Raw genomic sequence first — 15,333 nt, 5'->3', positions numbered from 1 at the left:
ATTTATAGTAAAATATATAATTAAATCAAGGTTTAGCAATGAAAAAAGAATTTTTTGAAACTTTAGAAATAATTTTATACAATCAAAATTTAAATCAAAAAATTAATGATTTTTATAATTTTTATGATGATTTTAAAAGCAAAAAAGTTATTTTTAATCATTCTAATATCAGCATTCTTAAAGAAAGTAGCTATAAAAATGTAAAATTCATACATCCCACACGTATTAGAAGGCCTAAATTTACCAAAAGCATAAAATCCTTAGCTCAAATTATACATTCAATTGCTCACATTGAATTTAGTGCTATTAACTTAGCTTTAGATAGTGCTTATCGTTTTAAAAATCTTCCTTTAAAATTTTATCAAGATTGGTTAGAAGTTGTAGATGAAGAAATAAAGCATTTTCAATTTTTAAATCAAGCCTTAGAACAACTAGGATATAAATATGGAGATTTTTTTGTTCATGATAATTTAGATTTAGCTTTAAATTTAACAAAAGATTCTTTAGCTCTTAGAATGGGGGTTGTACATAGAGGTTTAGAAGCAAAAGGACTTGATGCAAATCCTTTTGTTTTAAAAAAAATACAAACAAGTGATAATGAAATTAAACCTTTTTTGGAAGAAATTTTACACATTATTTTAAGAGATGAAATCACACATGTCGGCAAAGGGGATTTTTGGTGGAAATATTCTAAAAATAAAGAAGAAGATTTTTTAAATTTATGTAAAGAATTTAAAACTTTTTCTTTGGCTGGAAAACAACTTAATTTTGAAGCAAGAATTCAAGCAGGATTTGATCCTTTAGAATTACAAAAAATTAATGAATTTTATAATAATTAAATCTTCTTAAACATTAAAATTACAAAATTATACAAGGCTCTAATAATTCCATAAAGAACATATAAACTTGCTAAAAAAACTAGAGCCTCTAAAGGATAAAGATATAAAAAAGAAAAAATTATTATCAAAACAATTAATACTCTTAAAAAATTTGCACGAGAAAAATCAACTTTTTTAAAACTCGGATAACGGATATTGCTTACCATTAAAAATCCAAGAATTGCTTGTAAAATTAAAAAAATAAGACCATAAGACTCTAAAAATTCATATTTTACATAAGCATAAGTATAAATTGCACTAACAACAGCTGCAGTAGGAATAGGTAAGCCAATAAATACTGAAGGTTCATATGTTCCAGTTGTCACATTAAATCTTGCCAAACGAATAGCACCAAAAACAACAAAAAAAGCTGTAATCAAAGAACCTAATTTTCCATAATCAGTTCCAATGCTTGTATAGAAAAATATTGCTGGAGCAACACCAAAAGCAACTAAATCTGCTAAAGAGTCAAATTCAACACCAAATTTTGAAGTAGTCTTTGTAAGTCTTGCGACACGTCCATCTAGTCCATCACAAATTAAAGATAATATGATATAAATTAAAGCTTTTTGATAATTTCCTTGTATAGAAGAAATTATTGAAATAATCCCTAAAAACGCCGAAATAGCTGTAAAAAGATTAGGTAATATATAAATAAGTTGGGGTTTATTATTCATAATTTCTCCTTTAAAAAATCACTCTAAATAACCTATTAAAGCTCCTGCTTTTACTTTATCTCCAAGTCCTACTTGAATGCGAATTTTATCTTTTGGCAAAAATAAACTTATGCTTCCATTAATAAAAAATCCTATCTCATCTCCAGCATTAAGTTCTGAATAAATGTTATATATATTCAATTTTCTATCCAATGACCCAGCATAAATTTGATAAATGATATTTTTATTATCCGTACTTGCAAAAATTGATACATTTTCATTCATATCTTTTGAGCTTTTTAAACTATTGCATAAAAAAAGTCCATACTTTTTTTGAATCTTATTAATTTTCATTTTAAAACAGGCATAAAATGTCCCTGGATTATAAAAAAAATTTTTAATATTTATTTCTATACACTCTCCTAATAAACAATGATTTAAATTTTGTATTTTTACAATTTTTCCATCAATAGGAGATAATATAGCTTTCTCATCCATACAAGCTAAAGTTCTTTTTGGCGTTCTAAAAAGAAACAAAAGCAACAAAAGTATTAAAAAGATTAAAATCGAAAAAGACCAAAATATCCAAACTATAAAAAATAAAGCTAAGCAAATTCCTATAGTAAAATATCCAACTTTTGAAATATACTTATTCATCTATCTCTTCTTTTGATAAAGAATCTTTATCTTGTTGTAAGCGTGTTGGAAGATTATTATTTATTTCATATTCTTTAATAATTTCCCTAACTTTAGTACCTTCAATAGTTTCTTCTTCGTATAAAGCTTCTACCATAGTTTCAATAGCACCTTTGTAATCATTTAAAATCTTCTTTACTTCATTGTATCTCTCATCCAATGTTGTTTTAACATAAATATCTAAAGATTCTGCCATTTTTTCAGAATAATCTTTAATTGTTTGACCACCATTTAAAAAAGTATTTCTTTGTTTTTCAAGTACCATTAGACCTGCAATTTCACTCATACCATACATAGATATCATAGCTTTTATAATATCTGTAGCTCTTTCAAGATCATTGCTTGCCCCTGTTGAAATTTCTCCAATAAATACTTCCTCAGCAGCACGTCCTCCCAAAAGAACATCTACTTCTGCAAGCAATTCATGCTTTTGCATTAAAAATTTATTTTCTTCTGGAGTATTTAAAGTATATCCTAAAGCTGCTAAACCTCTAGGGATTACAGAAACTTTGCTTACTTTTTTAGCACCTTTAGTTGTTTCTGCAATTAAAGCATGACCACACTCATGATAAGTAACAATTTTTTTCTCTTTATCATTAATACGACGTGATTTTTTTTCAAGACCAGCTATAGCTCTTTCAACAGCTTCAACTAAATCATTTTGCTCTACATATTTTTTAGAATCTCTTCCAGCTAAAAGAGCAGCTTCATTGATGATATTAGCTAAATCCGCTCCTGCTAAACCTGCAGTAAGTCTTGCTATGTCTTCAACTTTTACACTAGGAGAAATTTTTACATCTTTCATATGCACTTTTAAAATATCACATCTTCCTTTGAAATCAGGTTTATCTACTAATACTTGTCTATCAAATCTTCCTGGTCTTAAAAGAGCTGGATCTAAAACTTCTGGACGATTTGTAGCCGCTAAAACAATCACAGGAGAACTCTCACTTCCAAAACCATCCATTTCAGCTAAAAGCTGATTTAAGGTTTGCTCTCTTTCATCGTTGCCGCCCATCATACCACTTGCTGCACGACTTTTACCGATAGCATCAATTTCATCAATAAATACAATAGCTGGGGCTTCTTTTTTAGCATTTTCAAATAAATCTCTTACTCTACTTGCTCCAACACCTACAAACATTTCTATAAAGCTTGATCCAGAAACACTAAAAAATGGAACATCAGCTTCACCGGCAACAGCTTTGGCTAATAAAGTTTTTCCTGTGCCTGGAGGTCCAACTAGTAAAAGTCCTTTTGGAATTTTTGCCCCTAATTTAATATAACGCTCAGGAAATTTTAAAAAATCAACTATTTCTTTTACTTCTTCTTTTGCTTCTTCAACTCCAGCTACATCAGAAAATTTTACTTTTGGTTTTTCGGAATTTACAAGTTTTTTAGAGCTTCCTATCCCTAGAATAGAACTCCCCATATTTTTTTGCATACGGCTTGCCAAAAACATCCAAATACCAAAAAAGATAAAAATTGGAAGTACCCATGAAAACAAAATATCAGCAAACCAATTAGTTTCAGAGTAAGCTCCATAAGCAATATTTTTTTGATCAAGCAAATTCACAAGCTCTGGATCATTGACTTTTTTAGCTGTATAAATAGTATTATGAGTTGAGGATATAGCTTTAATAGTAGTTTGTCCTATACTAACTTGATTAATTTGCCCGCTTTGTATGAGTTTTTTAAGTTCTGAGTAAGCTACATTCTTGCTTACCTCACCTCCATTTAAATTAACTCCAAAAGAATTATTTCCATCAAAAAATCCTTTAAAAAGAATTATCATTATGATTGCAAAAATTGCAAAAATAAAAATTGGATTTTTGTTAAAAAAATTATTATTTTTTGGATTATTGTTTTTATTATTTGGTTTATTCATTAAATTTCCTTTTTATAAACTAAACTTATCCATTCATTTGATTGAATTTTATCAATCAATTTTAAATCTTTAAATTTATCTTTTATTCTATTTTCATATTTATCTAAAATTCCAGACAATATAAGTATAGCATTATCATTTAAACATTTTTTAATATCATTTTCTAAAATCAAAATAATATCAGCAATAAGATTAGCTACTACTAAATCATATTTTTTATTTGCTTGATCTACAGAACCATGCCATATATTTTGAAATTTTACACTATTAATTTTAGCATTTTTTTTAGCACTTTCAATGGCTAAAATATCTGTATCGCAAATATCTACCTTACATAAATATTTTGCAATAATAATTGCTAAAATTCCACTCCCGCAACCTATATCCAAAGCTAACATATTTTTTTTAATATATTTTTGTAAAAATTTTATACAAGAATGAGTACTTTCATGATGGCCAGAACCAAAAGCAAGTGCAGGATTTATTTTGATATTTAAACAATTTTCTTTTGGCTCTTGCCAAGAAGTATGGATATAAACATTATCAATCAAAATAGGATTAATGCTTTTTTTATACTCTTCAATCCAATCTTTATTTTCTTTTCTTTTAAGTTTTTTTTGAAAGAAAATTTCTTTATTTTCTAAAGTAGAAAGTTTTTCTACAAATATACCTAAAGCAAAATCTATATTTTCTAGACTGTCTTCAGATCTTATAAAAAAACCTCCATCTTTTTCCTCTAAAGCCTCAATCCCTAAATCAAATATGAAATCAGTAAATACCTTTTCATAGGATTTTTCAACTTTAAAAAATAATTCATAGTAAAATTTTTGCATTTTGAAACTATTGCCAAAAAGGCTTATATTTTTTATTCAGATACCTCAGAACCAGTTCCTAAAACATCTTCAAGTTTTTCTTTTAATACTTGTGGGGTAAATGGTTTTACAATATAGTTATTAACACCTGCTTTTAAAGCCGTAATAACTTCAGCTTTACCACCTTCAGTTGTTACCATAATAATAGGCATATCTTCATATTTTTTCTCAGCCCTTACCTTTTTCACCAACTCTAAACCATTCATTTCTGGCATATTCCAATCAGTAATTAAAACTTTTACATCTTCATTTTTAGTCAGTAAATCCCAAGCTTCAACCCCATGTTCAGCTTCAAGAACATCATTATGCCCAAGTCTTGTTAGAGTATTCTTAATAATCCTTCTCATAGTAGAACTGTCATCAACAACCAACAATTTCACAATTTCGTCCTTTCAAATTTCTAATTTTACTATTTATTTTACTGAAACAAAAAACAATTATAACATCTTTTCGTTAATTATTTTCATAAATATTACTATTTTTATATTTTACCGCAAATAAGTATATGCTAAGTCCAATTAAAAGAAGATTAATACCAGCTATAAGATATATTACATAAATCATTTGAGATAAATCACTTGATACAAGTTTAAATACCAACATTAAGGCTTCAATAGCTAAAGCAATAATAATCGAACCCAAAAATCTCACCATAGTTTTTTGTATTCCGTGAGTTTCTTTTTTTGTTCTTCCTAAAACTTCTTCTTCTATAATAGTTTTTGTAAGATCGAAAATAGCTAAAGCTAAAGTAATAGCTATAGTACTTTGAAATATAACTTGTATTCCAACTTTTTCTTGCTCGTGAAATAAACTAAAAAAACCTTTTTGAAATAAAAAACATGTAATTATAAATAAAACTACAGCAAAACAAAAATAAATCGCTCGACTAAAATAGTTAAAAGTTGTTTCAAAATATCCAGCTTCTATTACTTTTAAAATATTAATTAAACTTACATCTATACAAACTACAAATAATAATTCATTTTTATCGTTATAAATTGGCATGGATGCAGTAACACATAATTCATTGTTTAAACTTGAAGGATAAGGATCACTTAATATACAACGTTTAAATTTAACAGCTCGATAAAAATAAGCCTTAGAACTTCTATCTTCTCCAGCTCCTATTTCGTATTCTTTTTTTAAAGCTATTGTATTGCCAATTTGTTTTCCAGAAGTATCAAGTATATACAAAGCATCGAAAATAGAAATATCATGTTCAATTTTATCTAAAGCTATTTTTATACTATCAAGATGTATATTAGGAAGCTTATTGGGTAAATTTCTTGTTAAAATATAAGTCATATATGCTCTTGCTTTATAACGATTGTCTTCAAATTTTTGCATATCTTTAATAAACATTAATTACCTCCGGCGTTATGTTTAAATTCTGGAACAATTTCAAGCAATATTTTAATTATATCTTCATTCTGCTTAAGTTTATCAATTTGAGAGTTTAATATAGCAAGATCAGTTTTTTGATCTTTTACCACAAAAATACTTTCATATTTTGTTTTAGCATCATTTTCATCAATCAAAAGTTCTTCAAAAAGTTTTTCCCCTCTTCTAAGTCCGGTAATTTTAATTTCTAAATCAGGACGATTTGAAAGCAAAAGCATTTTTTTTGCTAAATCCATAATTTTTACAGGCTTGCCCATATCAAGGACAAAAAGCTCCCCTCCTTTTGCTATAGCACCTGCTTGAAGAACAAGTTGCACTGCTTCATCAACAAGCATAAAATATCGCACTATATCAGGATGCGTAAGACTTAAAGGCTCTCCTTTTGCAATTTGCTCTTTAAATTTAGGAATTACGCTTCCACTTGAACCTAAAACATTCCCAAAACGAACACAAGCAACTTCAAAATCTTTATTTGATAAAGCCAAAGTATAAAGCTCACAAACTCTTTTAGTGCAACCCATAATACTTGTAGGTCTTACAGCTTTATCGGTACTAATCATAACAAATTTTTTAACTCCATTATTTTTTGCACTATCTATTAGAATTTTAGTTCCTATAATGTTATTTAATACTGCAGAATATGGATTTTGCTCACAAAGTGGGACATGTTTATAAGCTGCTGCGTGTAAAACAAGTTCTGGTTTATATTGTTTTAAAATATTATCAAGATTATCTTTTTCTAGGATACTCATTAAAATAGGAACGATTTTATCTTTAGATAAACTTAAATCTTCATTAATTTTATAAAGATTAAATTCACTATGATCAATCATTATAAGTTGTTTTGCACCAAATTTAATACATTGTTTACAAAGCTCACTTCCTATACTACCTCCAGCTCCACTTACTAAAACTACTTTATCTTTTAAAAAGTCTATAACTGCATTATTGTCTAAATCTTTAGGTTTTCTAGCAAGCAAATCTTCTATACTAATATCTCTTGCTTCATTTCTTGTAAAAGAAAAAATTTTAACATCCAAAATTCCATAGTTAATAAGTTCTTCAAAAAGTTTTTTTAATTCTTCTTGCTCAAGCTTTAATGCAATAATTGCTGTTTTTGTACCTTTAGCTACATAATCTTTGATTTTATCTTTTGACTCAACCTTAAATTTATCGCAATAAGTTCCAATAAGTTCTTTTCTCTCATCAATCACTCCAATAGGATAAAGTCCTAAATGTCCCTCTTTGGCACCTTTTAACAAATGAAGCGCTTTAGAAGTTGCTCCTATAACTATACAAGGATTTTCTTCAAAAACTTTATTAGATTTAAAATCAACAAACATTCTTTTACTAATTCTTAAAGAACCTATAAACATATAAGATAAAACAAAATCTATCCCTATAACACTTCTTGGAAAAGGATTAAAAAAATCACTATAAAAAGAAAAAATTATCAAAAAAATAATTTCAGATAAAATAAGAGCTATAAAAATTTTTCTTGCTTCATTTAAAGAAAAAAATCTCCAAGCTACTTTATAAATCTTAAAAATAAACAAAAACAAAATCTTTAAAATAATAAGTATAAAACCTGATTTAAACATAGAATGATAAAATTCATCAGGAATATCTCCACTAAATCTTAAAGAAAAAGCTAAAAAAATAGAAAGTAAAAATAAAAAAATATCAAAACAAACAAAAAATATCAGTCTTTTGCTTTTATAAAAAGTAAAATCCATCTTAACCTCGAATACTCTTTAAAATGAGATTAGAAATTTCTTTCACATCATCTTTGCTCATAGTGGTACTACTTGGCAAACAAATTCCTTTATAAAAAAATAATTCACTATTACCATTTATATAAGCTTTCTCTCCTTTAAAAACTGCTTGAGCGTGCATAGCTTTCCAAAGAGGTCTTGTTTCAATTTGCTCTTCTTTTAAATCTTTAATTAATTTTGAAATTTTAGGATGCAAAGAAAAATCTTTTTGTGTAATATAAATACTTTTTTTCTCTTTAAAAAGTTCATCTAGCTTAAAATCTATCAAAGCTGTGCTTAACCAACGATTACTTCTTGAATTTTCAAGTTCATCTAAAAAACTAAAACTATCTCCTAAAAATTCTTTATACCACTCATAAATTTCTCTTTTTTTAAGCACTCTTTGTTCTAGAACTTCCATTTGCGCAACCCCAATAGCACCCAAAACATTGCTGAGTCTATAATTATATCCATAATCTATATGTTCATAATGCAAACAATCTTCTCTTGCTTGTGTGCTATAAAATCTTGCTTTTTCTATTTTTTGCTTATCTTTTCCTATAAGCATTCCTCCACCTGAAGTTGTGATAATTTTATTGCCATTAAAAGAATAAACCCCAAATTCTCCAAAAGTTCCTAAAGCTTTACCCTTATAAAAACTTCCTAAAGCTTCTGCGGCATCTTCAATTAAAACAATATTATTTTCTTTACAAATTGCAATAATCTCATCCATTTTTGGTGCATTGCCATAAAGATGAGTCAAAATTAAAGCTTTTGGTTTTTTTTCACTCTCATAAATAGCTTGTTTTAATAAAGCTACATCTAAATTAAAGGTTTCATCACAATCAATAAAAATAGGCTTAGCCTTAAGATAGTAAATAGGCGCAACTGAAGCAATAAAGGTAAAAGAAGAAGCTAAAACTATATCATTTTCTTTTATCCCAGCTACTCTTAAAGCAAGATGCAATGCTGCTGTTGCAGAATTTAAAGCTAAGGCGTAATCACTTTTTGTATAATCTTTAATACTTTGTTCAAAACGATTAACAAATTCTCCTAAAGGAGCTATATAATTACTTTTAAAAACTTCTTGTATGTATTTTAATTCGTTTTCACCCATATGTGGAGCTGAAAGAAAAAATTTCATAATTTATCCTTTATATTTTTTGCAGGAACACCAATATAAGTTCCTTTTTTGGTTATATCACGCGTTAAAACAGCACCTGCACCCAAAATACTATTATCTATCATTGTTAAATTAGGCAAAATACAAGAATTAATTCCCATAAAACATTTTTCACCTATTTTAACATTTCCAGCCATTTTGGCACCTACACTTATATGAGAAAATGCGCCTATTTTGCATTCGTGTTCTACAACACAAGAGGTATTTAAAATAACTCCTTTAGCAATAAAAGCCTTAGCATTAACTACCACACAAGGCATAATTAAAACTCCACCTTCTTCCAAAAAAGCACTAGGACTTATAATAGCACTTGGATGGATTAAATTAACTATTTTAAAACCATTTTCTTTAATAATATTAAAAACTTTCTCTCTAATATTATTATCACCTATAGCAACAAATATATCCCATTTTGGCAAATCTTTGCTAAATTTCATACCCTTATTATCATCTAAAAAAATACATTCTTCATAGCCTAAAGACTTTGCCACATCTGCACAAACTAAACCGTGGCCCCCTGCTCCATAAATATAGATTTTTTTAGTTCTTTCCATTAAATTTTTCCGTTGTAGCTTGACCTGTTTTATTAATTCCACTTCGTTTTAAAACTTTGAAAAAGGTCAAAAAAAGAATTTTTAAATCAAGAGCAAAAGAAATATGTTCTACATAATATACATCAAGTTCAAATTTTTGTTTCCAAGAAATATCATTACGTCCATTAACTTGAGCCCATCCTGTAATACCTGGCTTTACATTATGACGCATTTTTTGTCTTAAGTCATAAAGTTTTAAATATTCGGGCAATAAAGGACGCGGTCCTACAAAGCTCATATCACCTTTTAAAACATTAAAAAGTTGCAATAATTCATCTAAGCTTAAACTTCTAATAATTTTCCCTAAAGATTTTAAACGCATTTCATCAGGAAGTAAATTTCCTTGCGCATCTCTTTCATCACTCATTGTTTTAAATTTATAAATTTTAAACTCTTTTTCATAAAGCCCAGGTCTAATTTGTGTAAAAATTACGCTTTTTTGAGTAATTTTTAAAAGTATAGCAATAATTAAAATCAGAGGCGAAAAAAAACTTAATAAAATCAAAGCTAAAATAAAATCTAAAATCCTTTTAATATATTTTTTATACATTTTTTATACTTTCATCATAAATTTTTAAATAACTTTTTGCAATTAAATTTTCATCCAATTTTAAAGCTTCCTTGAATGCATTATGAGCTAAATTTTCTCTTAATTTTATATCTTCTATTAATAAAATAATTTTTTCAACAAAATCATTTGTATTTTTACTTTGAAATAAAAGACCATCATAGCCATTTGAAATCGCTTCTACACAACCTTCACAATCACTTACTATACAAGCTTTTGCGCAAGCTTTTGCCTCTAAAATAGTAGCAGGAAAACCTTCTTTATAGCTTGGCAAAACAAAAATATCACATAAATTTAACAAAAAAGCTATATCATCTCTTGATCCAAGATAAAAAACTTCACCTTTTTGTAAAAACTCCAAAGGAGCACAAGATTTATTATCGTCTCTTCCGCCTACTAAAATAAAATTAGCTCTATCATTTAAAAGCTTAGCCGCTTCATAAAATTCTTTAATTCCCTTATGCCACAAAGCCCTAGCTATCATTAAAACCAAAGGTTTATCAGGCATATTGTATTTTTTTAAAAAATTCATTTTAATATCATTTTGTATTTGCATAGGAAAAAATTTTTTAAGATTAACTCCTACAGATTTTATAATACAAATTTTATCCTCTTTTAAGCCCAAATTTTTCATAAATTTAGCATTGCTTTCATTGACAAAAATAAATTTGGTAGCCAATTTAAAAGATATTTTATATAATGAATTAATCATTGTTCTTACTAATTTACTTTTAAAGTCTTCATCAATATAAAATGATCCAAGTCCTTCTACAAGAGCAAAAATAAATTTAATTTTTGCTACTTTTGCTGCCATTACTCCAAAAGTATTGCTTTTATGAGCACTTGTTTGAAGCAAATCTAAATTTAAAGTTTTTAAAGTTTTTACAAGGTGTAAAAAATTTCTAAAGACAATCAAAGGATTAAGGCTTGAACGATTTAGTTCATAAAAAATAATATTAGCTTTTAATTCTTGAAGCTTATTAGCATAATTATCTTTTGGAACTATAATAAATACCTCATCTCCTCTTGTTAATAAAGCTTTAATAATTGGGGCTCTAAAATGATAAATACTCATACCAGAATGGCTTAAAAATCCTATTTTCATATTTTTAATTTAAATACCTTTGCTTCTTTAGTGTTTAAAACCAAATCAAATAAATTTTTATCATAATTGCCTAAAAAAAACATTTGAACAAAAGCACTTTGATACATATTTTTATCCATTAAAATAAATTGAGTAAAAGGCATAGAGGAATCTTTGATATAAAAAATATAAAAATTTGCATTAGGATCTACATTGATAATTTTATATTCATTTTTTTCAACAGAATCAAACTCTATAAAACTATTAATTGCAAAAACATCTCCGTTTAATTTAAAATTTCTAAAATCATTACTTAAAATAATTCCATTACTTAAAATAATTTCCCCATTATCTTCACCTAAAACATAAGAAGTGCTAAAAGTAAAAGGTTTATTAATCTCTCCTGTTTCAAGATCTATAAAAGAAAAACTTGCAACAGTTGAAAAAATTGAAACCATTCGTGATGGAAGATAAAGATAAATATCTCTTGTCTTTGGGGTATTAATTTTAAAATCTTCTTTACTTAAAGAATTTAAAAACAATTCAACATTGCTTTGATTGTAATCTTTCATCATAGCATCAAGCAAATCATTATATGGTTTATAAAAACTTTTTTCAGTATATTCTACACTCAACCTTGCCATATTTGCAGCTGATCTTTGATCTTTACTTAGAACAAAAGAAGGGAAAAAATTATCTTTTCCTAAATGTTTTCCACCATCCACTAAAGTTTTGACATCACTATAATATCTAATAGGATATCCATAATCCCACCAAGTTACAACATAATCTTCTCTTGAGGCTAATGCTTTAAGTTTTGTTAAAAGAGTCGCTTCATTTTGAGTAAAAACAGTTGGAGCTTTATAATTATAAATATGTTTTAAAGCAAAAGATAAACTCATTATTAAAATAGCTATCATAAAAAAAACACGCATTAATTTTAGATCTTTTTTATGCAAACATTCTAAAATCATAAAAATACAAAAAAATGCTATTAAAAATACAAAATGCTAAAGATATAAGATTTTTTAGATTTTTTTTAATAGTAGCTTTTGTTTTTATTTCGGTATTGTTTATATTTTTTTATTTAATGCAAAATGAAAATCTTAATTTATATGATTTTTTAGAATATTTTGTATTTTAATTTTTTCTATATATTCTAAAATTTTAATACTCAAAAAGCCAAATCCCAAAGCCATAATAGGCACAGCATAGATAGTAAAACGAAGCCCACCTTTAAGCGCTAAAAAACCAAGCAAAAGCATAGGTAAAGTTAAAATCATACTTTTATGCTGTTTGGCAAATAAAATAAAACCTATAAAAGAAAGCAAAAAGATAATTTCATTAGAGCTTATTCTTTGCATAAAAACACTTAAATCTATACTTTCAACTTCTTGTATTGTTTTATTGACATTAAAATAAACAAAACCTCGAGTCAAGCTGGTGCTTAAATCAGTGCGAAATATATAAAATTTAAGCTGATAAAGTATAGGGTCAATACCACCACTTAAAATTAAAAAAATAAAAGTGATAAAACCTAAAACAAGAAGTAGTTTTAGATTAAAATAATAATTTTTTAAAACAAAAAGAGAAAAAAGTATCACTATAATAGCACTTTGATAAAACCAAGCAATATTTGAAAGAGTGATAAGCATTAAAATAATGCTCATATATAATATTGTTTCTTTTCTATGAAAAATAAGAGTATAAATAAAAAAAAGTCCTATTAATGCAACATTTAAAGTGTAACTTGATGGATACCACCAAAGATAAATCATTACACAAAAAGGCAAAAGGATAAAAGATAATAAATCTTTTTTTAAAATAAGTCTTATCATAAAAAATAAAATAAACATAGGAAGAACTATTACAAGCATATCTGTATCATAATACCCTGCCATAGTGCGATTATAATAGCTATTTGCTATACTTGCTAAAAGAGCGGCTATAAAACCCATTAAAGGATTTTTATATTCATTAGCAATCAATATAATTGGCACAACAACTAAAGAAGATAAAAATATACTCATATATAAAATAATACTTTCAAAAGAAAAAGGAGTAATTTTATAAATCCAATAAGTAAGAGTAGAAAGCGATGAGCCATAATAACTTAAATCATTAGGCTGATGAAAACCTGCTATCATATCTCTTGCACCTTCTGCAAAAGCATAGCCATCATTTGAAATAATCATTAATTCATTATTGAAAAAATACTCATTAAATTCACTTGCCCAAAAAATCCAATAAAAACGACATATAATACTAAAAATAAAAGCAATTAAAATAAAAGCGAGTAAGTTGTAATTTTTAAAAATATCATTCATCTTTTGCATTTTCTACCCTAATAAATATTTTAAAGCATCTCTTGCGATTTTAACTTTATCAAACTCTGATGCCCTTTGTTTTGCTTTATTTTTATAAATATTTTTTAAATTTTCATCTTCTAGCATTAATTTTAAACCCTCATACATACTCTCTTCATTATTTACTTCCACCAAAAGACCAAATTCATTATTGCCAAACAACTCTTTTGCTCCGCTTTGATGATCTGTACAAACTACCGCACAAGAACAGGCTAAACTTTCAATTAAAACATTAGAAAAACCTTCAAACACTGAAGCAAAAGCAAAAAATTCGCATTTAGACATATATTTATAAGGATTATTATCAAAACCTAAAAGCAAAACCTTTTCTTTTAAATTTAATTGAAAAATTAATTTTTCAAGTTCATTTTTTAAAATTCCTTCTCCTAAAATAACAAGCTTTAAATCTGTTTTTAATCTCGCATAAGCTCTAATTAATAAAGTATGATTTTTTCCTTTATCTAATCTTCCTACGCTTAATATAAACTTATCTTTTAATTTAATAGGTTCTAAAGATTTTTTTTCTATATTTTCTAAATCAATAGCATTATATAAAATATTACATTTTTCTTTTTTAATATTAAAATTTTGCACTAAATCTTCTAAATTTCCCATAGAATTAGGTAAGATTAAATCGGCCTTAGGATATAAAAAATAAATTAAAGCTTTATTAATAAGAGAATTAAAATTTTTTTTAGCATACATCACGCTAGGAGTTGTGCATTCATTAATCACCAATCTTGCTTTTAATCCAAACATTCTTGCTAATAAAGCAATATAATTAGGACGATTAAGAAAAACAAATTGTATATCAATATTTAATTCTTTACAAAGTTTTTTATATTTTAAGGCTAAAAAAGGAAGTTTTAAAAATTTCATCAAAGAATTTTCATTAGGATATGATTTTTCTAAAAAATGTATTTTACATTCTGGAATTTCATAAGAAATTTTATCATTCATTAAAATAAGATGTACTTCAAATTTCATATTTAAAATAGGGAATAAGGTTGCAACAACTCTTTCTGCTCCACCACTGCCTAAAGAATAAATAAAAATAGCTAATTTTTGCATAAACTCACTCTAACTTTTGATAAAAAAATAATAATCTTATTTGGAATTATACTTAAACTTAGTAAGATTAAGGCAGGTGTATTAAATTTAATCCATAAGCTTTTATAAAGACAAAAATACATTTGTTTATAAAGATGGGCTAACTTAGCATAATAAGCCGCCATTTTATAATAATTTGCACATTGTTTTTTATAATCTTTATCTTTACTTTTTAAAAGTTCATCTTCAACTATCCTAGCAAGCTCTAAATAACCAAGATAAACTCTTTTTGAATTTTTAATAGCTCCTAAAGTTACACTATCTTCTCTATTAATCTTATATAC

13 protein-coding genes and 2 pseudogenes are annotated in these 15,333 nt (G+C 26.5%); 1 reads left to right on the top strand and 14 read right to left on the bottom strand.

The features are described from left to right. The first annotated feature begins 38 nt into the window (after positions 1–38). Positions 39–839: a ferritin-like domain-containing protein gene (locus tag JG677_RS04370; RefSeq protein ID WP_200285373.1), complete on the top strand. Its 801-nt coding sequence runs from the start codon at positions 39–41 to the stop codon at positions 837–839. Here JG677_RS04370 and pssA read toward each other — a convergent pair. From pssA to JG677_RS04300, 14 genes and pseudogenes are all read right to left on the bottom strand, one after another. Further along, on the bottom strand, positions 836–1,555 hold the full coding sequence (gene pssA / locus JG677_RS04365) for a CDP-diacylglycerol--serine O-phosphatidyltransferase (protein ID WP_200217243.1): 720 nt from the start codon (positions 1,553–1,555) through the stop codon (positions 836–838). The two genes, JG677_RS04370 and pssA, sit on opposite strands and share 4 nt — an antisense overlap. A gap of 18 nt (positions 1,556–1,573) precedes the next feature. Beyond that, positions 1,574–2,191, bottom strand: coding sequence for a phosphatidylserine decarboxylase (locus tag JG677_RS04360; RefSeq protein WP_200285371.1), 618 nt, complete (start codon positions 2,189–2,191; stop codon positions 1,574–1,576). Further along, entirely contained in the window at positions 2,184–4,118 is a 1,935-nt protein-coding gene (gene ftsH, locus JG677_RS04355) for an ATP-dependent zinc metalloprotease FtsH (protein WP_200285369.1), read from the bottom strand. The genes JG677_RS04360 and ftsH overlap by 8 nt, the downstream gene beginning before the upstream one ends. Beyond that, complete coding sequence (locus tag JG677_RS04350) at positions 4,118–4,951, bottom strand: 50S ribosomal protein L11 methyltransferase (RefSeq protein ID WP_200285367.1); 834 nt, start codon at positions 4,949–4,951, stop codon at positions 4,118–4,120. The genes ftsH and JG677_RS04350 overlap by 1 nt, the downstream gene beginning before the upstream one ends. A gap of 32 nt (positions 4,952–4,983) precedes the next feature. Beyond that, the gene (locus tag JG677_RS04345) at positions 4,984–5,370 is read right to left on the bottom strand and encodes a chemotaxis response regulator CheY (protein WP_200169473.1); all 387 of its coding nucleotides are present in this window, start codon (positions 5,368–5,370) and stop codon (positions 4,984–4,986) included. A 73-nt stretch (positions 5,371–5,443) separates the two neighbouring features. Continuing rightward, on the bottom strand, positions 5,444–6,352 hold the full coding sequence (locus tag JG677_RS04340) for a PDC sensor domain-containing protein (protein ID WP_200169474.1): 909 nt from the start codon (positions 6,350–6,352) through the stop codon (positions 5,444–5,446). Continuing rightward, positions 6,352–8,127 carry a UDP-N-acetylglucosamine 4,6-dehydratase (configuration-retaining) gene (gene pglF / locus JG677_RS04335; RefSeq protein ID WP_200285365.1) on the bottom strand — a complete coding sequence of 592 codons (1,776 nt, stop codon included), beginning with the start codon at positions 8,125–8,127 and terminating at the stop codon, positions 6,352–6,354. The genes JG677_RS04340 and pglF overlap by 1 nt, the downstream gene beginning before the upstream one ends. Position 8,128: 1 nt before the next feature. Next, positions 8,129–9,289, bottom strand: coding sequence for a UDP-N-acetylbacillosamine transaminase (gene pglE, locus JG677_RS04330; RefSeq protein WP_200285363.1), 1,161 nt, complete (start codon positions 9,287–9,289; stop codon positions 8,129–8,131). Then, the gene (locus tag JG677_RS04325; protein ID WP_200169477.1) at positions 9,286–9,882 is read right to left on the bottom strand and encodes an acetyltransferase; all 597 of its coding nucleotides are present in this window, start codon (positions 9,880–9,882) and stop codon (positions 9,286–9,288) included. Before JG677_RS04325 ends, pglE begins: the two co-directional genes overlap by 4 nt. Next, a complete protein-coding gene (pglC, locus tag JG677_RS04320; RefSeq protein WP_200169478.1) occupies positions 9,869–10,471 on the bottom strand; it encodes an undecaprenyl phosphate N,N'-diacetylbacillosamine 1-phosphate transferase in 603 nt (200 codons plus the stop codon). The genes JG677_RS04325 and pglC overlap by 14 nt, the downstream gene beginning before the upstream one ends. Next, a complete protein-coding gene (locus JG677_RS04315; RefSeq protein ID WP_200169479.1) occupies positions 10,464–11,594 on the bottom strand; it encodes a glycosyltransferase family 4 protein in 1,131 nt (376 codons plus the stop codon). The genes pglC and JG677_RS04315 overlap by 8 nt, the downstream gene beginning before the upstream one ends. Then, positions 11,591–13,909, bottom strand: a pseudogene (locus JG677_RS09035) (STT3 domain-containing protein). The gene JG677_RS04315 and the pseudogene JG677_RS09035 overlap by 4 nt, the downstream one beginning before the upstream one ends. A gap of 3 nt (positions 13,910–13,912) precedes the next feature. Next, entirely contained in the window at positions 13,913–15,010 is a 1,098-nt protein-coding gene (gene pglJ, locus JG677_RS04305; protein WP_200285360.1) for an N-acetylgalactosamine-N,N'-diacetylbacillosaminyl-diphospho-undecaprenol 4-alpha-N-acetylgalactosaminyltransferase, read from the bottom strand. Further along, positions 14,998–15,333 (bottom strand): annotated as a pseudogene (locus JG677_RS04300) (glycosyltransferase family 2 protein); the annotation flags it as partial. The pseudogene JG677_RS04300 and the gene pglJ, both read right to left, overlap by 13 nt.

The sequence above is a fragment of the Campylobacter sp. TTU-622 genome (assembly GCF_016598965.1).
Lineage (GTDB): Bacteria > Campylobacterota > Campylobacteria > Campylobacterales > Campylobacteraceae > Campylobacter_D.
This window is presented reverse-complemented; position numbering and strand designations above follow the sequence as displayed.

What these genes read in the sequence shown, in the direction of transcription:
- JG677_RS04370 (WP_200285373.1), top strand. Translation starts at nt 39, where the DNA reads ATGAAAAAAGAATTTTTTGAAACTTTAGAAATAATTTTATACAATCAA.
- pssA (WP_200217243.1), bottom strand. Translation starts at nt 1,555, where the DNA reads ATGAATAATAAACCCCAACTTATTTATATATTACCTAATCTTTTTACA.
- JG677_RS04360 (WP_200285371.1), bottom strand. Translation starts at nt 2,191, where the DNA reads ATGAATAAGTATATTTCAAAAGTTGGATATTTTACTATAGGAATTTGC.
- ftsH (WP_200285369.1), bottom strand. Translation starts at nt 4,118, where the DNA reads ATGAATAAACCAAATAATAAAAACAATAATCCAAAAAATAATAATTTT.
- JG677_RS04350 (WP_200285367.1), bottom strand. Translation starts at nt 4,951, where the DNA reads ATGCAAAAATTTTACTATGAATTATTTTTTAAAGTTGAAAAATCCTAT.
- JG677_RS04340 (WP_200169474.1), bottom strand. Translation starts at nt 6,352, where the DNA reads ATGTTTATTAAAGATATGCAAAAATTTGAAGACAATCGTTATAAAGCA.
- pglF (WP_200285365.1), bottom strand. Translation starts at nt 8,127, where the DNA reads ATGGATTTTACTTTTTATAAAAGCAAAAGACTGATATTTTTTGTTTGT.
- pglE (WP_200285363.1), bottom strand. Translation starts at nt 9,289, where the DNA reads ATGAAATTTTTTCTTTCAGCTCCACATATGGGTGAAAACGAATTAAAA.
- JG677_RS04325 (WP_200169477.1), bottom strand. Translation starts at nt 9,882, where the DNA reads ATGGAAAGAACTAAAAAAATCTATATTTATGGAGCAGGGGGCCACGGT.
- pglC (WP_200169478.1), bottom strand. Translation starts at nt 10,471, where the DNA reads ATGTATAAAAAATATATTAAAAGGATTTTAGATTTTATTTTAGCTTTG.
- JG677_RS04315 (WP_200169479.1), bottom strand. Translation starts at nt 11,594, where the DNA reads ATGAAAATAGGATTTTTAAGCCATTCTGGTATGAGTATTTATCATTTT.
- pglJ (WP_200285360.1), bottom strand. Translation starts at nt 15,010, where the DNA reads ATGCAAAAATTAGCTATTTTTATTTATTCTTTAGGCAGTGGTGGAGCA.